The sequence below is a fragment of the Rhizobium lentis genome (assembly GCF_017352135.1).
GTDB classification, from domain to species: domain Bacteria; phylum Pseudomonadota; class Alphaproteobacteria; order Rhizobiales; family Rhizobiaceae; genus Rhizobium; species Rhizobium lentis.
In genome coordinates, this window is the sequence record NZ_CP071458.1 from 107601 (window position 1) to 132058 (window position 24458).

The window sequence follows — 24458 nt, forward strand, 5'->3', positions numbered from 1 at the left end:
TTGATTAGAATCATTCGTCGAGATGACGGTATGCGATGTCACAAACTTCTCGCAGGCCCCGGAAAACCTGTTAATCCACGTTCGTTCACCTCTTGTACAATCCTTGAGACGGCACCCTGTTCTAGATCAAGGTGGTTCACCAACGCGGACTCCACCAGGGTCGTCGCCGTGCCTAGTTCAGACATTGCGGCAATTAGCTTCTCGAGGCTTTCGACAAACGCGGGCCGAAGTTCCGACGCAGTTATTTCCATTCGTAGAGGGTGAGTGCAAAAACAGAATCGGTGGACGATTTTGCAAGCCTCGCAATTCGATGCTTCTTGGGCGACTTTAGTGAATATCGCTTCTGCCCTTAAGGCGAGTTCGTCAGGGGACAATTTATCCGTCACGGTCCAGCTCTCTGGGACCTGCGGCCGCATTCGATTTAATGCCGAGATCAGGGTCTCACGTCCGACAACATAAAGATCTAACAGAGTTCTTTCCGACATCGGTCTCGTGAAAAAGCCTCTTTGAGGGATGTATTGGATCTTCCCTTCAGCTGCAAGCCGCTGAAGTGCTTCGCGAACTGGCGTTCGACCAAGATCGAGCTTAGACGCTAGATCCTGTTCCCTGAGATGTTGCCCCGGCACACGACCGTTACTGTGGAGAATTCGTCGAATAGCCTCGTAGGCAATATCGGCCTTTGCAGGTTCTGGTTCAGTAGAAAAATTTGGGTCACCCCCACGACCTTGGGGCGCGTTCTTGCAACACCGCATTTGATAGTTTTCCTCTGTCGATATCCTTCAAGGACCCTACAGGAGCTTCTTGCATTGAGACCGGACGGTCGCTTCGAATTGAAGGTCGAACTAGTCGGCCCTTCCAACACCGGCACCGCGTTTCGCGCCCGAACCAGATACGGCATCAACCACCTGTGTTACAGCCGCGGCCGTAATTGGCAGCGATCGCATTCTGCCACTAATTTCAATGCCATAGGCACAAGGCTGCGTCGGGATGGCGCGCTGGTCCGATGTCTACCGGCTGTCGTATTTCGCGGAAGCGGCCGGCTTTAAGCGAACCGTGTCTCCAAGGCCTGCAAGTGCCATCAATGTGGTGGCAGTTTTCGAAATCAACATGTTCATGATAGTTCTTCGGTGGACGTGTGTCGGCCTCATCGTCAATGAGCAATTTTTCCGATCGGTTATTCCTATCAACCAGCCGATAATGGGCATCGGGGGTGTTGGAGTATCCGCGGTTCGCGAGAGCCTCGACGTGTCCATCAGTAGCAATGGTTTCGCCGTTGTCAGAATCACCTCCAGCGCAATCAAAGACAAGTTCAGATTTTGAAAACCATGTGATCTGGCCCATTCGTTCCGGTTCGTGGCTGGTGGCGAGAAGTGCTTTGGTTAGGCCCAGGCCTATGCTTGCCTCGTGTTCGGCAGATGGTTGTTGCAATGTCGGCAATTTTTCAAGGCTCGGCTCCATGCCGGTCACCACGGGACGGTTAATCCGATAATATCTTCCGCTATCTGCGACTTCGCGAAGCGCATTCAGATGGTCGTTCCGTGCGGCCGGCCAGCGTATAGCTCTCCGTGGAGCAACCACACGTACGCAATCGAGGAAGGCGAGCCTCATTTCCGGGCTATCACGCCTGGCTTTGTTTGGATGCATTTTGTCACGTCGGTTCATCTAAGCCTCCCGTCGCTGACCAGGGTAGTCCCCCTGGCGCGTGTTGAGCAGGTCTAGACGGCGCTCCGCCATAGATCAATATATAGCAATAATATATTTTTTTATATATTTGGCCAATCGCACTAGCGTAATTTTATACTTTAATCGTCAAATACAAAACTCGAAACGATATAGTCTTTCTCATACGAGCTGAAGGTTTGATTGAGTCCGCGAATGTTCGAGCTGACAATCTCCGTTGGTGATGGCCAAAGCTCGAAGTGGTCATGTACGGCTATGCCTCCCTCAAGCAGCACGAAAAGTTCCCCTCTATCTGACAACTCCGAAAAGTTGGTCGGATTGAGTATTTCGTCACCATCGCGCCGATCGCCAGTGAGTTGAATTTATTGGCAGAATCGGAGTCTCGAAGACACTTCCTTCGCTCTTGTATTGAAAGTCGAACACAGATCGCTGACAGGAGAACGCGTGGGAAGAACACCGGTTACGCCGAAGTCGGTTTACTCGGGCCACCATTATATTCGGCCGGCACAAAAAGCGTTCTCGGCAGGTCGGAAACGATGACATTCTGGCTCCCTTGCGGTGGACCCGACTAGTTTCGCTGGGCGAGCGACACACCGCAAAGCAAAAACGAACGGCATTCTTATCGCGCCAGTCACCGGCGCTCGCTCCCGGACCATTGATACTTTTATCCCCGCGACACAGGCGGTCTCATAGCCACAACACGTGGCTGCCGTCGAAACAAGTTCGACGACAACCACGCTGCCTTGGGAGGCGAAAGGTTTTCCCGAGAATCTGGTCTTCCGGATGAGGTAGCAGGGTCAGCTACTATTGGTGCACATTCGACGAACGCAATTGTCGCCGCGAGAATCGTTAGGCGCGCCACGCTAGACTATTGCGCCGGCGGTATCCTACTCCCCCATGGCAGCCACGAGCCGACGCACATTCGCCGATGTCGAGAAAAATACCGGTCATTTTCATAATTTCTTTGCGAGTGACAGAAAGCGAGGCGTGTTCGTCGGGCCCATATTGCCCACAATCGGCGTACGAATGCGGTATCCAGATTGTAGGTAGTCCGAGGACATCGGCGAAGAGGTCGTGGCAGCGAGCCTCCCAGATTTGGCAGGAGTGAGGGCTCTTGCGCATGGTTTTCTCATCGAGTCACAACGAAATGCACCCCGTGATGACTAGGGGAAAGACGGGTGGCCATGATGACGATACCAGTCCGCATTCCAAAACAAGCGCCTGGTATCGCCAATGATCGGATGACAAGCGCAGACAGGTGCTGCGACAACTACTGATCTATAGCGCATGATCGCGATCATCGCCTCGGCCGTTCAATAGGCGGTTTCTGTCATGCGTGGGCCGGTGTGACGGCGGGCTACCGCCTCTGTTCCACCCGATCGCAGGAAAGCTCTTGTCCTGTCGATCTGGCAGACCGTAGTGCCGCTGGCTCATCGAGAAATCTCGATTTTTTCGTGCGTCGGTGGACGCCCATCCCAATGTCGCAGTGGGCTCCGGGTCAAGGATCAACTTCAACTTTAACCGTGTGCACCGCATTTCTCGCGTCAGTCAGCGGCTGTCCCGCCCCACATTCATCCGTGCACCGACATAGCAAGATATTCTGGCCTGATGTAGGGGTCCACGACAACTCGAACCGTTGCCAACTCCTTCCTTCGCGCGGCCCTACTGAGGCAGTCCGCCAGGAGCCTCCACCGTCCACGCTGACCTCGACGCTGGAGATCTGGTGATCTCCCCAAGCCCAGCCCCATATTTTCGTTGGCATGTCCGCTGACAGCAGATCATTTGGGGACGGCGATACGATAACGGACTCCGGGGCGACGCCCCAAACCGGCTTCATCCCCGACGCCGCAGGGTCATTGTAGAAGCGCGTCGTATAGGCGCCGCTAGCGCGCCGATCCGCAGCCGTGATCGAACCAACCCATTTTACGGAGTTTGTACCATACCAACCTGGCACGACCAGTCGAACCGGTCCTCCGCGCTCTGGAGTGAGTGGCCGACCGTTGATCTCAAGTGCGAGGATAACTTCTTCTGCAAGTGCTTTGCCGATCGGCAGGTCTTTTTGATAAGCTTCTTCAACATCTGCGTATTCGCCCCACTCGAGGCCGGAAGTCCAGATGTAGGACGCATGGCTGCTGATCTTTGCGCGTTCCAGAACAAGCGACAGCGGCACACCTTTCCAAATTACATTTCCGATCCTGCGTTTAGGCACTGTCGGAGCAAGCGGACTTCCAGCGCATTCGTGAACCGACATGTACTCGCGCTGTGGCATTGCTTGAAGGTCAGACAGATGCAATCTCGTCGGGTTACCCACGAGGCCATCGACATCCAAATGCCAATGCTCGGGGTCGATCTCCAGGAACCCCATATGCGTTACCAGAAAAAGATCATCTTCAGGGGTGATCCACGATTTAAGGGCATGAACGCCGTCGGCAGGGCCCTGGAAGGAGAAACCCTTCTTGGTCATGTGCATACCCGTCCGCGCCATCACCTTTACTCCGGCATGGCCACGGCCTCAGGGCTCGTTAGAGCGTCCTCAGCGCGGCCTTCCAAAAATCTGATTGGGTTTCGACGCATCCGGTTCACGGTGACGTCGAAAATATCGAATCGGTTGTAACCAGCAACGACGTCGTGAAATCGTTTCGGCTCAACACAGTCGTCGAGATCGATTTGGGCATAGCCGATACCTTCGTCGGTCATTTCGTCACCAGTTGCCGCTCCAGTCGGCCCTAGGAAAAAGCTAGTGGCCCGCGGACTGGCATCTATGATCGCTTCGATCGCAGGATCATCCAAGGCAATGGCTTTGCGTGCGACTTCGTCCAGGTGCCCCGCCACGATGATCCCGAAGCACTTGGCCTCGAAGCAGTGCGCAGAGGCACGGATGCGGTTGGCAGCTCGGTTGTCGTAGTTGTCGCTTTCTGTGGGAACGCGAGTGGGCCAGATCGGCGGATAGCTACTTATATGAACTTGCTCGCCTTGCGTCATCAGACTGTAGCGCGCGAGCGGATTTGTATTTTCCCCGCAAATTAGGCCGCCAATGCGACCGATTCTCGTGTTTGCGACGACCAACCCTGCGCCATCGCCCGGATCCCAAACTAGTTTTTCAAAGAAGGTTGCGACCAGTTTTCGATGGTGGATCAGGATTTGGCCGGTATCGGAAATCAGAACATTACTATTCCACAAACCTCCGACACTTGCCGGGTTGCGCTCGGAAAAACCGATTGAAACGAAAACACCGTTATCGGAGGCGGCCTTTCGCACACGCTCAATTTCCGGGCCGTCAATGTACACCGAAGCTTTCAAGAAGCGTTTGAAATGTTCGTGCGATTGAATGGGCGGGTAAAGTGCTGCCCAGACAGGGAAACCGGGTAGAAAGCTCTCCGAAAATACCACGAGCGACGCGCCGTTTCGGGCAGCCTCTGCTATCACCGAGCAAGCTTTTTCCGCGCTCGCCCCAGGATCGAGATAGACGGGGGCAATATGAGCAGCCGCGGCCCATAATTTCATGTTTCCCATCGACATTCCTCTACAGATCCAGGCTCGCCATCAGCCATCTCGACTAGCTCGGCAAAGGCAGGCTCAAGATTGCCGCTTTGCTGTTAGACCGATTTCAATGCGTGCTCCAAGCGGCAGGCTGGCGCAGCCGATTGTGGTGCGGGCCGGGTAGGGCGATGAAAAACGCGTCGCGTAAATCTCATTCATCTGGCCAAAGTCACCCATGTCGGTGAGATAGACATTGACGGATACGACATCATCCGACCCCAGGCCCGCTGCCTCAAGGACTTGAAACAGATTATCGAAACACTGGCGTGTCTGGTCGGCTACATTTCCGTCGACAAGTTTGCCGGTGCCGGGGTCTAGCGGTGTCTGGCCGGAGCAGAACAGAAGATCGCCGGCCCATGTCGCGTGCGAATACGGTCCCACTGCCGCAGCGTTTAAAGCATTCACAGTTCGTCTGGACATGCGTTCTCCCAAGGTAGGTTCAAGTAGTGCCGGCTGCTGGCGATAAGCGTTTCCGCAAGATACTTTGCTTCACTGCGCACCACACATACAGCGGCACAGCACGTTTGAAACTATCAAAACGAATTTGCGAGCCAACCCGAATAGGATGCACTACCCTGTGCAAAAATAGACGGAGGTAGCATGGCGACTGCAATCGATCATCTTGATTGGGACGATCTCAAACTCTTCCTCATCGTCGTCCGGTGCAAGAGCGTGACCGGTGCCGCTCGCGAACTAAAAGTCAGCCATTCCACCGTATCTCGCCGGCTTGCTCGCCTGGAATATACGGTTGGCGGTGCACTCGTCGAGCGGACCAAGGACGGACTTCTGCTGACACCGGCCGGCCTGGTTACAATGCGGCGAGCGGAGGAAATCGAGAACGGCGTGAATGCTCTTCGCAGCGACGTAAGCAATCGTGACGAAATACGCGGCACAGTCAGATTGGCCACCATGGAAGGCATCGCAACGCTTTATCTCTCCGAGCGCCTCGTTGAACTCAGTAGCCGGCACCCTGATCTTGACCTCGAGCTTGTAACGTCGCCGCAAACGGTTCGGGTCGCTCGCCGGGAAGCGGATTTATTCCTAAGCTTCTTCAAGCCCCATGGAACTTCTCTGGACAGTCAGCTGATCGGACGTTTCAAGACTGGCTTATTCGCTTCGCAGGCTTATCTTGAGCGCAATGGAGTTCCCTCTCAAGCGGCGGATCTTAGCGAGCACCGCTTTGTTGGCTATATCGAGGAGCTGATTCAGCTTGAAAGCGTGCTCTGGCTAGAGGAACTCGTACCCACCCCAAAAATAGCGTTCAGCTCAAATAGCATGATGTCGCAGATGTTCGCGGCGTCTGCGGGCGCAGGAATTGTAGCCCTTCCCGAATTCGCACGCAGTCTAAACCTGGGTCTCGTTCCAGTGCTCGACGAACTGAGCGGCGAGCGCGAGATCTGGATGTCAGCACACCAGGATCTAGCTTATCTTCCAAGAGTGAGAGCCGTAAAGCAATTCGTGAAAGAGCTGGTACGTCGTGACGAACAACGCCTTCTGAGAAACTCACCTTGGTCTTCGTGAAGTTTCGCAAATCGGACTGTGCGGAGCGCTCTGGCCGGCTGAATTGGCGGACGCTTACGCCCCGTCGCTCAATTCTGCACATCGGGTTGCGAAGTTGTCAGCTTCCGTGACAACGCCGATTGCGTCAACAAGATTGACGCTCAATCAAAGGAAGGAATCCCTCATGTCGCAAATCAGCCGCAACGCTCGCAAGACTTTGGACCTTCTTCGCTTGCGTGCTGATACCCCCGGCACAAAAAACAGAAACCACCTTAACAATGCTGGCGCTGCGCTGATGCCGAGCCCTGTTATTGAAGCGGTGGTAGGGTACCTAAGGCGGGAAGGGGAGATCGGCGGATACGAAGCCGCGGCTGAGTCCAACTCTCTACTGGAGGGGACATATGACAGCTTGGCTACATTCGTAAACTGTGGCCGCGACGAGATTGCGATAGCTGAAAATGCGACGATCGCCTGGCAACGAGCCTTCTATTCCCTCTCTTTCCGACCTGGAGACCGGATCCTGACGGCAAGTGCCGAATTTGCAGCCAACTACATCGCCTTTCTGCAGGTTGCCAAGCGCACCGGCGTATCGATCGAAGTCATTCCGAATGACGCTTCTGGGATCCTCGATCCGGACGCACTAGCGAAAATGATCGATGATCGCGTTCGGTTGATAGCGGTTACCTGGATCCCCACCAACGGCGGGCTTATCAATCCAGCAGCAGCGATCGGTCGAATAGCGCGAAAAAACGGCATCCTCTATCTTCTCGACGCATGCCAAGCTGCGGGTCAAATCCCGATCGATGTCAACGCGCTCGGGTGCGACATCCTGACTGCTACCGGCAGGAAGTTTCTCCGAGCGCCACGCGGAACGGGATTCATGTACATGCGTAAATCACTCGTGGATAAGATCGAGCCAGCGATGATCGATCTCTATGGCGCGCCCTGGACTGGTCCGGATCGATACGAATTGCGACCTGATGCCAGGCGTTTTGAAACGTGGGAGAAGAACTATTCGGTTCGTCTCGGCCTGCGGGCAGCAGTGGACTACGCGCTCGACATTGGGCTCGAAAATATCGAAGAGCGCTGCAATCACCTTTCGTCAAAGCTTCGCGAAGGCCTGAGGGGAATGCGTGCCGTGTCCGTACATGATCTCGGGACGCCCCTTGCGTCCATCATCTCATTCACTGTCAACGACTGGGACTCGTCAGCTGTCATGGCTTATTTGACAGGCAAGGGAATCAACGTCTCAGTTTCCCCTCCTTCCAGTACACCCGTCGACGCCTCTACGCGACAACTCCCGCCCGTGGTGCGAACGTCGCCACATTATTACAATACCGAGGAAGAGATCGATGCATTCCTGGAAGCGATTGCTGGTATTGCCTCGTAGCTGATGTGCTCGCCTGACGAATGAGCGGATTTTTTCAAGAGGCAAAGCAGTTGATGCGACCTTACATCAAGTCGTGACTGCATGCTAAGACCAAGCCCTAACTGTCCGTACCTGTTAGGCAGATCATGGCAGGCGCATCTGCCAATCCCGCCGGCATCGTAAACTTAAGGGATGAAAGGCCAGCGAAAGACGCCATCCGCAGATATCTCTCATGCTCGGGCAATTTTCGCCCACAGGCTCATCGCCGCCGTGCGCAGTTCGCGATGGTGGCCGGAGGAGATATCGTGGCGCGGGATTTGAAATAGGTTGGCGATCGGATCATGGATGGAGACGAAGCGTTGTAGATGTCGCTGTGACTTGAAGCCCTTCATGATCCGCTCTCGCCGCCGGACTGGTTGGTGAGAATTCCCCGCCCGATTATTCAACCATTTGTGGGAGCGATGCTCTACACCCGGCATGATCTCTCGCTTTGCTGCGCCGTAGGACTGCAGCTTGTCGGTGATCATCGCACGCGGCGACCGTCCCTGACCCTTCAAGAGCTTGCGCATCAGGCGCTTGGCGGCCTTTGCATTTCGGCGGCTTTGTACGAGAACCTCCAGGACGAAACCGTCCTGATCAACTGCGCGCCACAGCCAATGCTTCTTGCCGCGGAATTGAAACAACGGCTTCATCGAGATGCCACTTGTCCCCAAGCCGACCGGATGATCGACGACGGATCTCGTTGGCAAAGGTGTGGCGGAATTTCTCCGCCCACAGCCGGACGGTCTGGTGCGAGACAATGATCCCACGGGCAGCCAGCAAGTCCTCGACCATTCGCAGGCTCAGAGGGAAACGGAAATAGAGCCACACGGCGTGGGCAATAACTTCAGCGGGAAAGCAATGTCGACGATAGAGTGGATCACGGTCTGTCATCAACCTTCATCGCACATCGAATTCCACATTCCGTTAAGTTGACGATGCCGCTTCCGCATCGATCTGGCCGTCGCGATCCATGGGCGTGATAGGGAACGCGGACAGGCCGCTCAAAAATTTCATTTTATACTCCGGGGTTCGTCTCATTTGCCGAGACGTTGGTTATCGATTGAGCCCTGCCACGTCATAAATCTTGCAGAGCCTGACGCAGATCGGCGACGAGGTCGCTGACATCTTCAAGCCCGACCGAGAGACGGACGAGGTCTTCCCCAACTCCTTCGATCAGATGAGCATCTTTCCGGAGCGCCTGGCGCGCCCGGGTTATGCTGGCCGGATGATAGATGAGACTGTCCGTGTCCCCCAGGCTCACGGCGCGCGTCAGCAGTTGAAGCCGGTCCAGCATCGTCCGTGCACCGTCGAAGCCCGCATGAAGGCCGAAAGCAAGCATGCCGGCCCCCTGCGTCATTTGCTTGTGGGCGATCGTATGATCGGGATGGGAGTCCAGGAAGGGATAGCTCACCCAGGCAACGGCGGGATGCGCCTCAAGCATGTGCGCGATTATCAGTGCCGAAGCACTGTGTCGCTCCATCCGCAGAGACAGCGTCTTCAGGCCGCGCAGGATCAGGAATGCAGAGTGCGGCGACAATGTCGCCCCTGTGATGTAGCGCAGGCCGGTTTCGTGCAGCGTATGGAGTGTTTCAGCGTCTCCAAGCAGCGCTCCGCCCAGGGTATCGCCGTGCCCGTTGATGTATTTCGTCAGCGAATGCAGCACAATGTCTGCGCCGTGCTCGATCGGGCGCTGCAGTGACGGCGAAGCGAAAGTGCTATCGACCGCGACCTTTACATTCCGCGCATGGGCGCGCGCTGCGATGGCGGAGATATCGAGGATGGCGCTTAGCGGATTTACCGGCGTCTCGAAATAGACCAAACGGGTTTTATCTGTGATCGCCGCGTCGAGATTGTTCGGATTCGATAGGTCAACCGGGACTACCCTGATCCCGAAGCGAGGCAGACACTGCTCGACCATCGCAACCGTATTCGAATAGAGCGTCTTGTGCACGACAAGCTCATCTCCCTGCGACAGCAAAGATAGGACCAGGGTGCCGAACGCGGCCATTCCGGTCGATACCACAAGCCCTGCCTCGGCCCCTTCCAGGTTGGCGAGCCTCTTCTCGAGGATCTCTGTGGTCGGGTTATATTCGCGGGCATACAGCCTGCCCCCGAGCGCTGCGGCGGCATCATTTGCCGCAACGCTCTCAAAGCCATAGGTCGATGTCAGAAAGACAGGTGGCTGCACTGCTCTTGAGAAGTCAGCAGGATCGAACGCGTGATGGATTGCGCGGGTATCAAATCCGAGACGCGCGCCATGCGACGGATCGGAGTGGTCCTGGACATTGTCTTGTTCGCTGCTGGCCGTCATTGGTTCGGTATCCTCTTTGCTTCCTACCACAGTGGCAGCATACTGGTCCGCTCGAAACATCCAGTTCTGCGGAAAGAAAATGGTCCAGTTGGAAAGCCAGGCAATAGCCAAGCACGCGAAAATGGGAGCACGCCAGATCTACGAGGCGCTCAAGGATCAGATCCTGAGCCACGTTTATGAAGCTGGCGGTCAGTTGCCATCATCGCGAAATCTGGCGAATGAACTTGGTGTGTCGCGAACGACGGTGACAGTCGCCTATGAGCAGCTTGCGGGGGAGGGCTTCGTGGAGCAGCGCCAAGGTGCCCGCGCGCGGGTTGCAGCGTTTCCATTCGGACAGCGTCCGAGCGATGCCAGGCTCAAGCAGCAGGGTGCTCAGCGCCTGTCGGCCTATGGCGAAAGACTTCGGGCGACACCGCCATGGCTCGATTGTTTGCCCAACTCACTTATGATTGATTTCCGTTACGGAGACCTCGCTCCATCCGATTTTCCGGCGCTTGCCTGGAAGAAAGCTGTCAATGCGGTCATCGCTCAGCGACCGAGCCGACTTGCCTATGATGACCCGCGAGGATCGCGGCGTTTACGGCAAGCCCTGCGAGGATATCTTTGGCGCGCCAGAACATTGCAGTGCGATCTGGAGCAAATCATCATCGTGAACGGATCCCAGCAAGGCTTAGACCTTTGCGCACGGCTTCTGCTCGACCCTGGCAGCGAGTTCGTCATCGAAAACCCTAGCTATCGAATGGCTCGTCAGATCTTCGCCAGCACCGGCGCCTCTCCGGTCCCCCTCGCCGTCGACGGCGAGGGTCTGAAGACCGAGCTCTTGGAGGGAGTACGGGCTCATCTGGCCTATGTCACCCCTTCCCACCAGTTTCCGCTTGGCGGCGTGATGCCGATTTCTCGCCGTCATCAACTTCTCGAATGGGCGCGGGAAAACAACGCCTACGTGATTGAGGACGATTACGACAGCGAATACCGCTATGACATCAGTCCGGTGCCTCCTGTTCATAGTCTGGAGGCTGGAAGCAACGTCATCTATCTCGGTACGATTTCCAAAACGCTGTCGCCGATGATGCGCATCGGATATCTCGTTGTGCCGCCGAAACTGCAGGACGTGTTCGCAACCGCCAAGCAACTGTTCGACAGACATTCGCCGGTGACCGAGCAGGAAGCCTTGGCGGCTTTCATCGAACGCGGCGGTTATGAAGGCCATGTGCGCCGCGTACGGCGGCTGAACAGAGACCGCCGTGAGACGTTGTTGAAAGCACTGCAGTGCGCATTCGGCGAGCGGGTCACGGTGGAAGGCGCTGATGCCGGATTGCATGTTGTGGTCTGGTTCAACGAATTGCCGAAGTCGTCCGAGACGGCTTTGCAGGAAACCGCACAACGCGCCGGCATTGGAGTTCATGGCATCTCAGCCCTTTATGAGCCACAACCAGATGAGGCGACGGCAGACAAGCTCGGGCTTGTAATGGGGTATTCAGCCCTGACCCCACAGCAGATCGAGAAGGGGGTTCATCTCCTTCTGGCAGCGGTCGACACAGTGAAAGGGCAATTCTGACAGTTGCATTCGGCATCGCCAAAACCGAGGAAAATGCGAGAGGCGGTGCTGCATGACAGCCACTCGGATGCAAAGTGGGAGACTGGACCAGCAACAAGGGATCAAACTGGCACTGTGCGGAAGGCCAGTTCCCCGCGCCTGAGGCCGTGCTGGACATGGTCGAAACGTTCAAACCAACCGTACTTTTTGGGTTGCCGACCCTCTACACTGCTCTAGTTCGCGCAAATTCAGCCAAGACAACGGATCTCTCGTCGCTGCGGCAATCGATGTCGGCGGCCGAAATCCTCCCGGAAGACGTCTACAATGCCTGGAAACATCTTACCGGGCACGGTCCGACCGAAGGGCTGGGTTCGACCGAGCTTTTACACATCTATCTTTCCAATCAACTCGACGATCACCGTATCGGTGCCGCCGGCGCGCGCGTTCCGGGCTACGAAATCAGGCTCGTCACGCCAGATGGTGAGCCGGTAGAACCGGGCGAGGAGGGCGCTATGCTCATCCGCGGTCATTCTTCCGCGCCTTGCTATTGGAACCGCGCCGACAAGACGAGCGAGACGATGCGTGGAGACTGGATGGTTATTATTACTTTCTGGGTCGCACCGACGATTTGATCAAAGTCTCCGGGCAATGGGTCTGGCCGATGGAGGTTGAACGCTGCCTCAACGAACATCCCTACGTGCATGAGTGCGCCATCCTCGCACATGAAATTGGAGGATCGCCGTATGACATTGCGGGCCGCGGTGAAATTGCGCGATGGCGCAGTGCACGGCGATGTGCAAACCCGCATCCTGCGCGACTACGTGAAATCGACTTTGATGCCCCACAAATACCCACGCATAATTCAGTATGTCGCCGAACTGCCGAAGACCGGAACAGGCAAGATCGACCGGCAATCATTGTTAAAATTGCCGGTCCCCGTGGATTGAACGGCCCGCGGCCCGCGCGGTTTAGTACGGCTCGGCTGTCGTGCGATCTCCCATCTGAATGCGAAGAGGAACAGTGATTTTATGTCTTATGTTTTCTGGCGTTGGTGCACGGATGTGGAACTGAACGGATGGGGCAAGGTGACGAAGGGCGGTGAGCAGCGTGTCGGCGACCTCGCTCCCGACCACCGTGTCGAGCGTGTCGAGAGTTCCGCCAGGCCCCCTCCCAAAAGATCGAAGCGGGAAAAGGCCGTCAATTCGACAGAAAGGTCGAGAAATGCATCGAAACGGCTACTCATGCGATCACCTCCGCCTGCCCGGTGACAGCTGCCTGTTTGGCACTGTGGGGAATCTCGTAGGTGGGGCTGCTGTACTTACCGGGATGGCCCGGCAGGGGATTGCGGATCAGTTCAACGATTATATTGCGGAATTCGAACATGATCGGAACGGCTTCCAGCAGCAAGCTCGGCTGGCCATTATAGGCACGCGTCAAAAGCTCCAGAAACTCGCCATAACATGTATTGAAGTCGGTCGCCGCCTCACGCAATTCCGAGCCTTTGGATATTTCCGCCACCTTGAGGTTCGGTTTGATGGCATAAGCGCCTTCCCAGTCGACCTGCAAATGCGGACCCGTGGGGTGGTCGGGCTGATCACCTTTCCGGTAATAGCGGCCTTTGACCAGTTCATCGAAACGATAGTAATGGGCCAGTTCGTGCTCGTCATCGTCGTAGATACCACCACCGTCACCTTCGCCCTGTTCCATGATGAGCTCTATGGCTTCGAGGGCGCTTTTCAGATCGGTCACGGGAAACAACTCACCGCCGCCCGAATAATAATATTCCGAGGTAATCTGGCGAAACTTGTCGCCGATAAAAATCGTTGTGCCCGCCCGGCGCGCTTCGGCTTCTAAGTATTTGATGCCGTCTGCGATTGCCGAATAGAACTCGCCAATACTGTAAAAATGGAGATCTTCGTGCCTCGGATCACTGCCAAGCGCTGTGATATGCGGGGAGTTCTTGCGTTGTATCAGGCCCTTGCCAGCGAGATGTTCGGGGCGCCGGGCCGGCCGCTCGATTTTCAAGAATGTCGCCAGCGCTTCACGGCTGAAAGCCTGTATGCTGACCTTAAAGTCGGTCTCGCCGTCAGGGAGCGAGGCGGGATAGTTAACCGCGAAATCTGGCCTAGTAAGATCCGGCGTGCCACCGATGGCATTGAGGATATTGGCCGCAATGGTCAAATCCAGCATTTCTTCCACGACGATCACGCGAAGAACTTGCGCCGCATCCCGGTTTACACCGGGCTTAATCGAGTAAAGTGCAGTCAGATACGGCGGAATCGTCGCATGTTCGAGCTGCATCGCACGGTGGAGAAACTCTTTCAGCTCATCGAGCGTCTTAATGCCATAAGGATCCATCCTCAAGCTCCCTGGAATATAGTTAGGTGCACAGTCCGGCTTCGTGTCGCTTGCGTCGAGTCCCGCAGTTCGTTCCGCGTATCGGATATTGGTCTTTGTTCAGTGCAGAGACTTCAGAATGTCGCGGCCGCTTCGGAAGCACATGGCGGCCAGCGTCAAGGTGACATTGGCCGTGCCGATCGTCGGCATGCTGCCGCCGCCCACCAGATAGAGGTTTTCGTGGTCCCAGCTGCGCTGGTTCTTGTCCACGACGGAATTGGTCTTCGTCGTTCCCATGATGTGGGTGCCGGCCAGATGATTGCCGCCGCGGATCGCATAGCCTTGCCTCATAGGCCACACAGCCGAAATCGCTAGGGTCGTAATGGGTATGATCCTGCGCGCCCAGACGCGTAAAGACGGTGCGCGCAAACTGGCGGCCATAGGCGGCACCCTTCATGGTATATTCCGGAACCGTGAACGACAGGATGGGCCGCATATTGCCGCATAAGGTCCGGATTGAACGATATAGGTCGAGCTATCGGTTTCCCCCGCCTGCAGCTTGCGAAGCTGCGTGCTGCGGGGCATGGCCGCGTTCGCATTCAGCGGAAAGGGCGACTGGTTATCCTTGGTGGCTGCCGAATAGAAGGTCGTCAGCAGATCGTTATAGCCTGCCAAAGAGCTATTGGCACCGGTTCCGGCTTCAAGCACAAGGACACGCTTGCCAGCTTCTGCAGCCTGCTTGGCAATTATAGCTCCGGAAATGCCGGAACCAACGACGACGATATCGTAGTCGCCAGACGCTGCGACAGACTTGGAATCCGCCTTCAGCGCTGATTCGAGTGGGAAAAGCACTTTGATCCTCCATCATTCCCGCAAAGCCGCATCAGGAAAATAGCGCGACAACGCAACCAAGTCGGTCTGCGCGAAGGCAGGTGTCAGAGTAACCACACGCGCAAGAGCGCCGATGGCCACGCCTGTACTGGTCAAATCCGCAACTGTCGTCGGCTGACTCCAAAACGCTGCTGTCATCGGCTGACTCCACAATTGATTGAAATTTGGCGGGACAAGACGCCGCTAGACTAGCTATATTTGTGATGTCGTAAATAAGTACTATTGCTCAGTTTGTTGCCGTTTCCGATGAGGTCGTCCTTTGTTTCGAGATGATTGCGCCGCCGGCTCCCGGATGGGCGGTGTCACGTTGTTTGAATGTGGCCACGTGAGGCCGAGCCTGCGCTTTTCAGGCAGGCCGTGCACTCACGGCTTCCCACGCGGCCATTGCCTGGCGTCGATGGGTTCGAATTTGTGCTGCGGAGCGGTTGGTCTGGGATGGGACGAAGAGGTTTCGGAGGGACTGTCAGGATGCTGGCGATGTCTCTCAAGTTGCGCCACTCCTGGACCAGATTGGCGGTCCGATCGGACAGTTCACAGCCGACGGTGCCTATGATGGAAAACCTACATACGAGGCAGTCATCGATCATAGCGCGGCGGCGGCTATCGTCATTCCGCCTCGCGCCAACGCGGTCGAGCCAAGCGACGATAGACCTCCCGGCCAACGGAACCGGCATATCGCCGCAATCAACAGTGACGGCCGGATGAAATGGCAGGTCTCTAACGGCTACGGCTAACGCTCGCTGGTTGAGACGGCAATCGGGCGATACAAGTCCGTCATCGGGCGGCGTCTGCGGGCCAGGTCGCTGCCTGGTCAGCAGACCGAAGTCGCCATCGGCTGCGCCGTCCTCAACCGCATGCTTGCTTTCGCACGCCCGAAAGCCGTCCGCCGCAAGGCAGCCAAGCCATAATCAGCCGTTTCAAAGATCCCCATCCCTTCAGTTCCACATCCGTGCACCAACGCCATCGCCATTTGTAAAATGACGCCGTGCTCATGCCATGTTCCCGGCAAAGCTCGGGTACAGGGACACCGCCTTCCGCCTGGCGAAGAATGGCAAGGATTTGTGGTTCGCTAAATCTGCTCGTCTCATCGAAATCTCCTCGATCATAAAGCCGGAGAAAATTCCACTTTTGAAGCCCCTTAATGGCGGGGAGGGTGTAACCGCCCGATTGGAACCGCCTGCCGCCTAGCGCCCTGATGGCCTAAGACACGTGTTTAACGACGTCGTTAGCGACGTGTCTTAGGCGAGGATTGCGATGCGCGTTGAAATTCTTGGGCAGGAACGTCGACGGCGGTGGCGCGAAGAAGACAAGCTTGCAATTGTCATGTCGGTTGGGGTTTCTGGAGCCACGATCACAGAGATTGCTCATCGTCATGATGTAACGCGGCAGCAGATATACGCCTGGCGTAGCGAGCTCAAGAAGAAGGGGCTGCTCCCGGTGTCTTCGAATGCATTGTTCATTCCCGTCGATCTGAATGCCGTGCAGAACGATGCCCCTGAATTGAGGGAGAGCTGCTCCGGGATGATTGAGCTACGATTGATCTGCGGCCGCACGCTTCGTTTCGAGAGTTCTATGGCTCCCGATGTCCTGACGCAGATTATCCGGGCAGTGGAAGCAGCATGATTGGGCCTGGGACCGGCGTTCGGGTGTATCTTGCGTGCGGGATCACGGATATGCGCAAGGGAGTAGAAGGCCTTGCCGCGCTTGCGCAGGATGTTTTGCGTCAGAAGCCGACTGGCGGCGCGGTCTTCGCCTTTCGCGGCAACCGTGGCGATCGTTTGAAGCTGCTGTATTTTGATGGCCAGGGCTTCTGCCTGTATTACAAGATCTTGCAGAAGGGGCGGTTTCCTTGGCCTTCGGCATCCGACGGGACTGCCCGGCTGACGTCGGCCCAACTGGCGATGTTGTGGGAAGGGATCGATTGGCGTCGTCCTGATTGGGGTGCGCCACCGGCCGTGTCGGGTGATTTTATCCCACTGAAACCACTGGTTTTTATGGAAATTTATCCTGGCTCGTGGTAGTCAGGATCATGTCTAGCACGACGACAAATCTTCCGGACGATCCAGCCTTTCTCAAGGCAATGATTGCCGCTTTGCAGGCGGAAAACGCGAAGATGTCGGCCACATTGCAAGCGCATGATCAGTTAATCCAAACGCTGCGGCTGCGCATTGCCAAGCTGAAGAAACAGGTCTTCGGCAAGTCCTCCGAAAAGATTGAGCGTGAAATCGAGCAGTTGGAACTAGCGCTTGAGGATCTGTTGATCGCCGCCGCTGAAGGCAGTACGGCGCCAATCGATGAACCTGATGAGGCGGCGTCTGTTGTTCCCTTGGCGGATACATCTGAAAAGATCATGCGCCGGCGCCCACGCGTCTCGGACAAGGCGGTTCGCGAGCGCCGAGAGCTCGATCCTGGCTCCTGCTGCCCGGAATGCGGAGGTGAATTGCGTCTTGTCGGTGAGGACGTCAGCGAAATCCTCGACATGATCGCCGCGCAGATGAAAGTCATCGAAGTTTCTCGACTGAAGAAGTCCTGCCGCTGCTGCGAGAAAATGGTGCAGGTGGCAGCACCCAGCCGCCCGATACCGGGCAGCATGGCCGGCGCTGGCCTCTTGGCGTACATTCTGGTCTCGAAGTTCGACGACCATTTGCCACTGTACCGTCTGAACGAGATCTTCGCCCGCATGGGCGCCGACATTCCCGACAGCACGATGGTTGATTGGTGTGGTCGCGCCATGCAGGTGCTTCAGCCTCTCATCGAGCGGATCGAAACGGCGGTCATGGCAAGTGACCTGCTTCATGCGGACGACACCCCGATCAGGGTGCTGGATCGCTCGCTGCGAGACAAGGGGTTGGGCAAGGGTGTGAAGAAGGGCAGGATCTGGACGTATGTCCGCGATCAGCGTCCATGGGCAGGCAGTTCCCCGCCCGGTGCAGTCTACTATTTTGCTCCTGACTGGAAAGAAGAGCACGTCCACCGCCACCTCAAGCAATCAAGCGGCATCCTTCAGGCTGACGGCTACAAAGGATATGGCAAGCTATACGCGCCTGGAGAAAAGGGAGAATCTCGCTTCAAGGAAGCCGCCTGCTGGGCTCATTGGCGACGAGACTTCCACGATATCTGGACATCAAACAAGTCCGAGATCGCGCGAGAGGCTCTCGATCGCATCGGAGCGCTTTACGACATCGAGCGTGGCATCAATGGGCAGCCTCCTGAGATCCGGCTTGCCGCGCGTCAGACCCAGAGCAAGCCTAAGGTCGATACATTCCGCCACTGGGCTGAAGCTCAACTAACGCGCATTCCGGGCAAAAGCGATCTGGCGACAGCTTTCCGCTACGGATTGAGCCGATGGTCTTCACTCTGTCTGTTCCTCGACGACGGCCGCGTCGCGATCGACAACAATTCCGCCGAGCGGGCACTGCGTCCGATAGGCGTGGGAAGACGGAACTGGCTCTTCGCGGGAGCCGATACGGGAGCGGAGACCTTGGCACGCGCCATGACGATCATCGAGACGGCAAAGATGAATGGTCTTGATCCGCAGGCCTATCTGGCAGACGTGCTCGATCGCATCCACGATCACAAGATCAATCGGTTAGACGAATTGCTTCCGTGGAACTGGTCGGCGATCACCACAATCGACGCGAAGGCAGCCTGATGGCGACAGTCACCTACGTCCGTACGATCAAATTTGTTGCCGAAATCCTCGAAGAGGACCCGGAGCTTCTTCAGGCAATTGTCTCCAACGATGATAATCTGAGCTACGGCAGCATCATCTCCGTGTACACCGGAGACGACGAATCGGTGACCGCACTGACAGACGACGGCATGGACGAATTGGAGCAGACGCTCAAAGATGCCCGTCGCTCACCCCAAGAATGGAACGACTTCCTCGACAGCTTTGTTGACGACGAGCTGCTCGTCGCTCGCATCAAAGCAAAATCTCGGCGGTAGCAATCGGGCGGTTACGGGAGGGTTACCAGTACCGTCAGGGATCGTAACTGGCAAATTCCAATTGGCCTATTCAATTGGGGTACGTCATGACGTTGCGGCATTGTCGCTACCTTTGTCGCTACCTTTGTCGGTTACGTGACAGGCGCCCTTGTTCTCAATCGCGTATTTTCGCGCCACATCACTGGAATCGCAGCGAATTATTGTTCGTCATCTCAATCGGCCTGCCTGGCACGAATCTTGAGAGCTATTGCGAGGCAGCGGAACGGCCTCCGCATCCGCATTGCGGGATAACCGCATTGCTTCGAACACATGAAGGAACGCCAAGCATGCCCAACCTAAAGGTAGGTGAAACAGCTCCCTCAATGGACTCCGCTGAACAATCCCTGATCGATCGCATCTGGACGGCGATAGACGCGAAGGATTGGGAGACGGCACGTTCGTTACTAGAAGATGGCATCAGTGTTATGCCGGACAGCCTCAACCTACTCCAGTTATGCAGACAGTTGACAAATTGCAAGACATGGAGGCCGGCTGCCTGATTCTACGCAAATTTGTCCGCCTTGCAATTGAGAAGGTCTCAAAAGACTGGCTTCTTGGAGCGATGGATCAACTTTTGGAGGATGTAATGAACGGCAGACTTAGAAAAGCACGCATCTTAACATTTGAACCAATCACGAATGTCGGAAGAATAGAGACAGTACTGCACCATATTTCTGTATTTAGATCCGATCCGGCCGTTGAGAACGGAGTATCAATTACCTCCTACGGTCGCGGACAGCTCATAGGCGTGATGTATACAGTGCCTGCACATGGGCAAATTGATGTCGCCCTAAATATTAAACTTCAGTGTGTTACTCCATCAGACGTGATTGCATTGAACAACATGATAAAAGGAATGCTTGACGCTTCGCATTCTCATAAATTTGAGGAAACAGAATCGACGAACGTTAGCGGAGGCTTAGGATTCTTCGCTTTTTGGTCGGGCGGCGTGTCAGCAAGTTATAGTGATGTCAAACACACGTTGGACGGTTGGGGCCTGAGTGCGGAGGACCAGCGGAAAATCGTTAACGGCATGATGGAGATCGCTCAGAACGAGTCAACGTTCAACTACAAGGGCACTATATATAACCGCGACTTCGATTATGACGTGACCGGTAGTCTCTTTGCAATCGTTATGGATGCAACAATCCAACAAGGGCAATATCACAAGCAACTGCGATTTTTGGCCCCCAAAGTACACCTCAATACAAATGACGGCGACAGCCTGCCGGTAGTTGGCACACTATACTCCTGATGTATCGCGCTCGCCGAACGTGGCTTGGCTCCTGTATTGCGGACAGACGATTCACAAACCATGGCAGCACTAAAGCCATTAAACGTCGTCAGAAAGGAGTTGTACGGGCATGGATTACTACCCAGCGCAGATAATATCTAAAGGCGTAAATAAAAGCGTAAAGATCTATCGTCTTCATGGGATCGATAAGGCGCAAGCAATACAGCGGCTGAAGGACGGCAAGGACGTATATACGACCAAATCAAAGGCTAATACCCTGGCGAAGGAGCTCAGCCGAGGCCAGGGCATTTGGAAGGACGACGCCCATGTGATCGGTGGCTATCGGCACTACCATGACGTAGATCACCACTACCGCAGCCACATTTTTTTTGGCGAACCAAAAGTCTAAATCCACGAAGATTCCTCCTGAAGGGTTAAAATCAATGGCAGTTCAGAAAATACAATTTTCGCTTTTGCATGGGGTGTTAGCTCCTGATGGCGCTCAAGGCCCGTAAGCGGAAGATTCATTATCGGTCGATGCTCATGGCGACGGAATAAATTCGGGCATCGACTATACGATCCAGCGCATTCAGAGGGCTGGGTGGACGCAGAAATTAAGGTCCCAGCACTGACGAGCCAAGAAGCTCAGGATATTGACGCGCTGTTCAAAATCCCTTCTTTCGGCATCAGCTCGTGAAGAGGTCCAACATTATGAAAGCGTCCATGGAAAGGGGAACCTGAATTTCTTCCGATATCTTTTCGGCGGCGTTGAGGCAGGTTATGATAAAATACGCCACCTTCTAAAGAACGTAGGCCTGTCAGAGGATAACATTAAAACACTTGTTTCGACGATCGCAGATATGGCGGATCGTATCGCTCAAAGCATCAATACCGGCAACGACTATTCAGTGGCCGGTGAACTGAAGATCTCGACGATTCAAGGAAAGGTCATCTCAGGCAAGAACATGATCCAATATCGTGTTCTGGCGAATAAGGGGACCGCTGGTTCGGACGGTGCAACAGCTCCGGCGAATGTGGAAGCGATCCTTTGCGGGAGGGCCGGACATAGGCTGCCATGAGCTTGGGTTCGTAGGTGAGCGTGGCCCGCCCCCGGTAAGCTAAATCGGGGGTTGCTCTCGAAAGGCCAGAGCCGAACCCTAATGAGACAAAGCAGTAAAAGAATTCAGCGGCCAACCACCAAAACGCAGTGGTGACAAACATGAAGTTTGAAGGCGCCTCAAGATTTCCCACTCGTAATTTTCCTTACCACCGGAATGCCTCCGGGCTGTCTCGTGACGGGCTCGCCGATCCCCTAAAGGATACACCGACCGGCGCCGCGGCGCGCTTTATCCTAGGGATCGACCGTAAGGCGTCGGTGCTCGATCCAAGGGCAGAAGCTTCACCAGTCAATGACGCTTTTGCGAAGCTGGTCCTTGCTCCCGGGCACCGGCCGGAGACCCTGCTTGAATTGCTGGCTGTCCTTGATGCTGTTGTCGGCCCAGATGCGCTCCCAGATCAGCGGATCTATCGGGTCGCAGACGGCGGGCAAATTGCCTGGGATCCTTCCACTGCAGATCTAGATCTGCCATTTGAGGCTGGTTGTGACACGGCACCGCGAACAAGATGCCGAGATATTCGTATCGACGGCGCCTCCTTTCAATTCCAGCGGCATCTTTTTACAGGTTTTTGCCTAGGATCCGGTCGCAGGCGCTTATAATTTTTACGAGCGGCGTAGTGGAACCTGGTCTTGGGCTGGGAACTCGTGGCATTCGCTACAAGCGCCAACCCGGGGGCGCGGTCCGTTCGACAGCCATGTAACGGCGGACCGGTCATGAAAGAGCTGAAAGTGCCATGGCTACACTGGCACTCTCAGGCGTCGCCGATTCAAGACGAGATCTTTGCTCCTGACGATCCGTTGCGATCAGACACTCTCTACCACAGTTCGCAGGTCAAGGGTGCTGAGGATCTCGAACTTATCGTGCGCTCTGGCACCTCCCGTTGGACGAAATCGAGATTCGATCGTGAGGCTCAAAATGGCATCCTTTCCAATGCCCAGAGCTTCCTACGACAAGTTGTCACGACGACGACGGTCAATCTTACATCCTCTCCTCAACAGTCGGCATCACTGGCGCCAGATGAGCTGCTTCGCTTGCCCACGACGTTCTTCTTGAACACAGAGTGCCTGCTTGATGAACTGAACATACCTGCGAACATCCAGCGTCTGAAAGTTCCGGGCGCGTTCTATACGAATTGCCTCAGTCGATACGCCGTCCAACGGCAGGACGGGGGCGTCGTGGTTCAAGGGGATGTCGATTTCGCCTTCGCCGTTCCGGAGCCGTCTCTGGAGGACCGGGTTATTCTAGCCGGCCTGCTGGGAAGAGGTGTTCTGTCCCGTCGCCTGGCAGCCTGTTTGCTTATGGTCGATTTCCAGAACCCGATCTTTTCCCGAAAACGAGAATATCTGCTGCGGTTTTTCCCCACCCAAATGAAGCTGGACGGCAGCGGCGAGGCGCTTTTCGTTCAGGCCGTTCGCGATCCCGGAGGCGAAATGGGGGCAGAGTTCCTCTCCCTATGGGACGTCGATCCAAGCGGCTGGGAACAGTCGTTCGCAACGATGATCGAGACCCATTGGACGAAGCTCACCGAGAAGTTGGGTACGGCAGATGGCTTTGACGAAATTTTTCGGCTGGCCGAATCCAGACGTCGGCAGTTCCGTAAGCGCCCCTTGTCGGAGTTCGGTCTGACATTGCCGATCGCCAGCACTCTTGAGATCACTGATTTTCTACGCATGGATGTCGACGCCCATGTTTTACCCGACCCGGAGGAAGCGTGATGCCAAGTCTTGACCCACCTGGATTCTTGCAGGACTTCAACCAGCAGCAACAAGAGGCTTGGAGTGACTGGATGTCGCAACAGCTTGACGATGCGAAGGCCGGACAGCCGGACGTACGATTTTGACGCCCCGCGCCCACGCTTCTTCAACGTCGCTAAGACGCCGTTGGCGGCAGATGCTGTCGAAAAAGATATAAGCTGGACCGCGTTTCCCCGCCTGGTGGCAATCGATGCGGCCACCGACGAAGAGCGTTGGAAGACCGCTGACGGAAGCAGGGACGTGCAGGACGAATATTGCGAGTGGAGTGTAACCCGCTTGGCCGACGGGCGTATTTCGCGCGTGACATTTACCTGCGAGGGGCCCGAATACTGGCAATTTCTCGCGGCAACCGATCCAGCTAAAGTTTTGGACCTTTACCGTGGCCACATAGACCCTGCGGTTCAGCCGAATGATCTTTTGACCTCGGCCGGAACTTATAATCCGAGAAACAAGTGGAACAGCGGGACGTCTAAGGGTGCCATGCACCTGATCCAACAGAACAACACTCTTGGCGCAGAGATTGAACTCGCCGCCGGGGCGAGCAATACGCGTGCGCCCAAAGGCGTGTTGTTGACGAACGACCAGGACCTCATTCGATGCGGCGCTTATGGGCAAGCGGAAAGGCATAGTGACCCGACCATCGGGGGCGGCGTCAATTTATTGGCGCGGACTGACGCAAACATTTCACTCGCCAATCCGGTTGGTATCTATTTCGCAGGTTTGAACACGGCCGGTTGGGCAAGCCCCGATGGGACGCAACCGGCCCTCTTCTGGAAAATTACGCGTGGAACAGCTGAAAAGGCTGTCCGCGCTGTTTTTGAAGTACCCGCCGATCGGGGCTATTTGGTCAGCGACGTCACGATAAACGGCAAGCCTATCAAGTTCGGTGGACAAATTTCTGATTTCATTTCGATGAAGTTGACAGGGGTGGCTATGAACATCGGCAAAAGTGCTCACCCCTCCGATCGCGGGATGCAAGAGTAGGGCGGCCAAAACCGCGGGGTTGACGAAGATTGACGTCGCATCGACGCTTCGGCGACCCGCTACCCCCGCCAGATACTAGGATCAGGGCCTTCCTCGCGGCCGCGCTCAGAAGAAACGGGGGCTCGCGCGACCCGAGCCGCCGAAGGATGGGCGCCTTGATGCCCCGCTGGCCAA

At 55.8% G+C, this 24458-nt stretch carries 22 protein-coding genes and 5 pseudogenes; 15 read left to right on the forward strand and 12 right to left on the reverse strand.

Features of this window, described 5'->3' with window-relative positions:
- Positions 1-38: 38 nt before the first annotated feature.
- The 5 genes from J0663_RS30300 to J0663_RS30320 all read right to left on the reverse strand — a co-directional run bounded on the left by J0663_RS30300 (position 39) and on the right by J0663_RS30320 (position 5640).
- Positions 39-752: a GntR family transcriptional regulator gene (locus J0663_RS30300; protein ID WP_018517071.1), complete on the reverse strand. Its 714-nt coding sequence runs from the start codon at positions 750-752 to the stop codon at positions 39-41.
- 205 nt (positions 753-957) lie between these two features.
- Complete coding sequence (locus tag J0663_RS30305; RefSeq protein ID WP_165504291.1) at positions 958-1662, reverse strand: Bro-N domain-containing protein; 705 nt, start codon at positions 1660-1662, stop codon at positions 958-960.
- A 1516-nt stretch (positions 1663-3178) separates the two neighbouring features.
- Positions 3179-4165 (reverse strand): molybdopterin-dependent oxidoreductase, encoded by a 987-nt coding sequence (locus J0663_RS30310; RefSeq protein WP_028734623.1) that lies wholly within the window; start codon positions 4163-4165, stop codon positions 3179-3181.
- Between the two features lie 5 nt (positions 4166-4170).
- Complete coding sequence (locus J0663_RS30315; RefSeq protein ID WP_138396823.1) at positions 4171-5193, reverse strand: carbon-nitrogen hydrolase family protein; 1023 nt, start codon at positions 5191-5193, stop codon at positions 4171-4173.
- 63 nt (positions 5194-5256) lie between these two features.
- Positions 5257-5640 (reverse strand): RidA family protein, encoded by a 384-nt coding sequence (locus J0663_RS30320; protein ID WP_018484256.1) that lies wholly within the window; start codon positions 5638-5640, stop codon positions 5257-5259.
- A gap of 180 nt (positions 5641-5820) precedes the next feature.
- Here J0663_RS30320 and J0663_RS30325 point away from each other — a divergent pair, with 180 nt between their 5' ends.
- A complete protein-coding gene (locus tag J0663_RS30325; RefSeq protein ID WP_138396822.1) occupies positions 5821-6741 on the forward strand; it encodes a LysR family transcriptional regulator in 921 nt (306 codons plus the stop codon).
- Between the two features lie 163 nt (positions 6742-6904).
- Positions 6905-8110 carry an aminotransferase class V-fold PLP-dependent enzyme gene (locus J0663_RS30330; RefSeq protein ID WP_138396821.1) on the forward strand — a complete coding sequence of 402 codons (1206 nt, stop codon included), beginning with the start codon at positions 6905-6907 and terminating at the stop codon, positions 8108-8110.
- Positions 8111-8319: 209 nt separating this feature from the next.
- Here the strand turns inward: J0663_RS30330 and J0663_RS30335 are convergent.
- Positions 8320-9025, reverse strand: a pseudogene (locus tag J0663_RS30335) (IS6 family transposase).
- Between the two features lie 181 nt (positions 9026-9206).
- Positions 9207-10442 (reverse strand): trans-sulfuration enzyme family protein, encoded by a 1236-nt coding sequence (locus J0663_RS30340; protein ID WP_131624170.1) that lies wholly within the window; start codon positions 10440-10442, stop codon positions 9207-9209.
- A gap of 79 nt (positions 10443-10521) precedes the next feature.
- Here J0663_RS30340 and pdxR point away from each other — a divergent pair, with 79 nt between their 5' ends.
- Entirely contained in the window at positions 10522-12000 is a 1479-nt protein-coding gene (gene pdxR / locus J0663_RS30345; RefSeq protein ID WP_138396819.1) for a MocR-like pyridoxine biosynthesis transcription factor PdxR, read from the forward strand.
- A 131-nt stretch (positions 12001-12131) separates the two neighbouring features.
- A pseudogene (locus J0663_RS30350) lies at positions 12132-12926 on the forward strand (AMP-binding protein); the annotation flags it as partial.
- Positions 12927-13218: 292 nt separating this feature from the next.
- Here the strand turns inward: J0663_RS30350 and J0663_RS30355 are convergent.
- The 4 genes and pseudogenes from J0663_RS30355 to J0663_RS30365 all read right to left on the reverse strand — a co-directional run bounded on the left by J0663_RS30355 (position 13219) and on the right by J0663_RS30365 (position 15345).
- Positions 13219-14337: a ferritin-like domain-containing protein gene (locus tag J0663_RS30355; RefSeq protein WP_138396818.1), complete on the reverse strand. Its 1119-nt coding sequence runs from the start codon at positions 14335-14337 to the stop codon at positions 13219-13221.
- 99 nt (positions 14338-14436) lie between these two features.
- Positions 14437-14818: pseudogene (locus J0663_RS31865) on the reverse strand (GMC oxidoreductase); the annotation flags it as partial.
- Positions 14770-15168, reverse strand: coding sequence for an FAD-dependent oxidoreductase (locus tag J0663_RS31870; protein WP_245518324.1), 399 nt, complete (start codon positions 15166-15168; stop codon positions 14770-14772). The gene J0663_RS31870 and the pseudogene J0663_RS31865, both read right to left, overlap by 49 nt.
- 12 nt (positions 15169-15180) lie before the next feature.
- Entirely contained in the window at positions 15181-15345 is a 165-nt protein-coding gene (locus J0663_RS30365; RefSeq protein ID WP_164054955.1) for a hypothetical protein, read from the reverse strand.
- Between the two features lie 323 nt (positions 15346-15668).
- On the opposite strand from J0663_RS30365, the pseudogene J0663_RS30370 reads away from it, so the two are divergent.
- A pseudogene (locus J0663_RS30370) lies at positions 15669-16115 on the forward strand (transposase); the annotation flags it as partial.
- Positions 16116-16170: 55 nt separating this feature from the next.
- Here the strand turns inward: J0663_RS30370 and J0663_RS31540 are convergent.
- Positions 16171-16266 (reverse strand): annotated as a pseudogene (locus J0663_RS31540) (transposase); the annotation flags it as partial.
- Between the two features lie 195 nt (positions 16267-16461).
- On the opposite strand from J0663_RS31540, the gene tnpA reads away from it, so the two are divergent.
- From tnpA to J0663_RS30425, 10 genes are all read left to right on the forward strand, one after another.
- Positions 16462-16830 (forward strand): IS66-like element accessory protein TnpA, encoded by a 369-nt coding sequence (gene tnpA, locus J0663_RS30380; protein WP_138396816.1) that lies wholly within the window; start codon positions 16462-16464, stop codon positions 16828-16830.
- On the forward strand, positions 16827-17228 hold the full coding sequence (tnpB, locus tag J0663_RS30385) for an IS66 family insertion sequence element accessory protein TnpB (protein WP_138396815.1): 402 nt from the start codon (positions 16827-16829) through the stop codon (positions 17226-17228). Before tnpA ends, tnpB begins: the two co-directional genes overlap by 4 nt.
- 8 nt (positions 17229-17236) lie before the next feature.
- Entirely contained in the window at positions 17237-18859 is a 1623-nt protein-coding gene (gene tnpC / locus J0663_RS30390; RefSeq protein WP_207246319.1) for an IS66 family transposase, read from the forward strand.
- Positions 18859-19155, forward strand: a complete 297-nt coding sequence (locus J0663_RS30395; protein ID WP_138396828.1) for a hypothetical protein — start codon at positions 18859-18861, stop codon at positions 19153-19155. Before tnpC ends, J0663_RS30395 begins: the two co-directional genes overlap by 1 nt.
- Positions 19156-19780: 625 nt before the next feature.
- A complete protein-coding gene (locus tag J0663_RS30400) occupies positions 19781-20449 on the forward strand; it encodes a hypothetical protein (RefSeq protein WP_131624552.1) in 669 nt (222 codons plus the stop codon).
- 109 nt (positions 20450-20558) lie between these two features.
- Complete coding sequence (locus tag J0663_RS30405; RefSeq protein ID WP_018068327.1) at positions 20559-20837, forward strand: hypothetical protein; 279 nt, start codon at positions 20559-20561, stop codon at positions 20835-20837.
- A gap of 244 nt (positions 20838-21081) precedes the next feature.
- Complete coding sequence (locus tag J0663_RS30410) at positions 21082-21507, forward strand: hypothetical protein (protein WP_138396813.1); 426 nt, start codon at positions 21082-21084, stop codon at positions 21505-21507.
- Between the two features lie 140 nt (positions 21508-21647).
- On the forward strand, positions 21648-22145 hold the full coding sequence (locus tag J0663_RS30415; protein ID WP_138396812.1) for a hypothetical protein: 498 nt from the start codon (positions 21648-21650) through the stop codon (positions 22143-22145).
- A gap of 114 nt (positions 22146-22259) precedes the next feature.
- Positions 22260-23261: a hypothetical protein gene (locus tag J0663_RS30420; RefSeq protein WP_077988171.1), complete on the forward strand. Its 1002-nt coding sequence runs from the start codon at positions 22260-22262 to the stop codon at positions 23259-23261.
- 84 nt (positions 23262-23345) lie between these two features.
- Entirely contained in the window at positions 23346-24284 is a 939-nt protein-coding gene (locus tag J0663_RS30425) for a hypothetical protein (protein WP_138396811.1), read from the forward strand.
- Positions 24285-24458 lie beyond the last annotated feature (174 nt).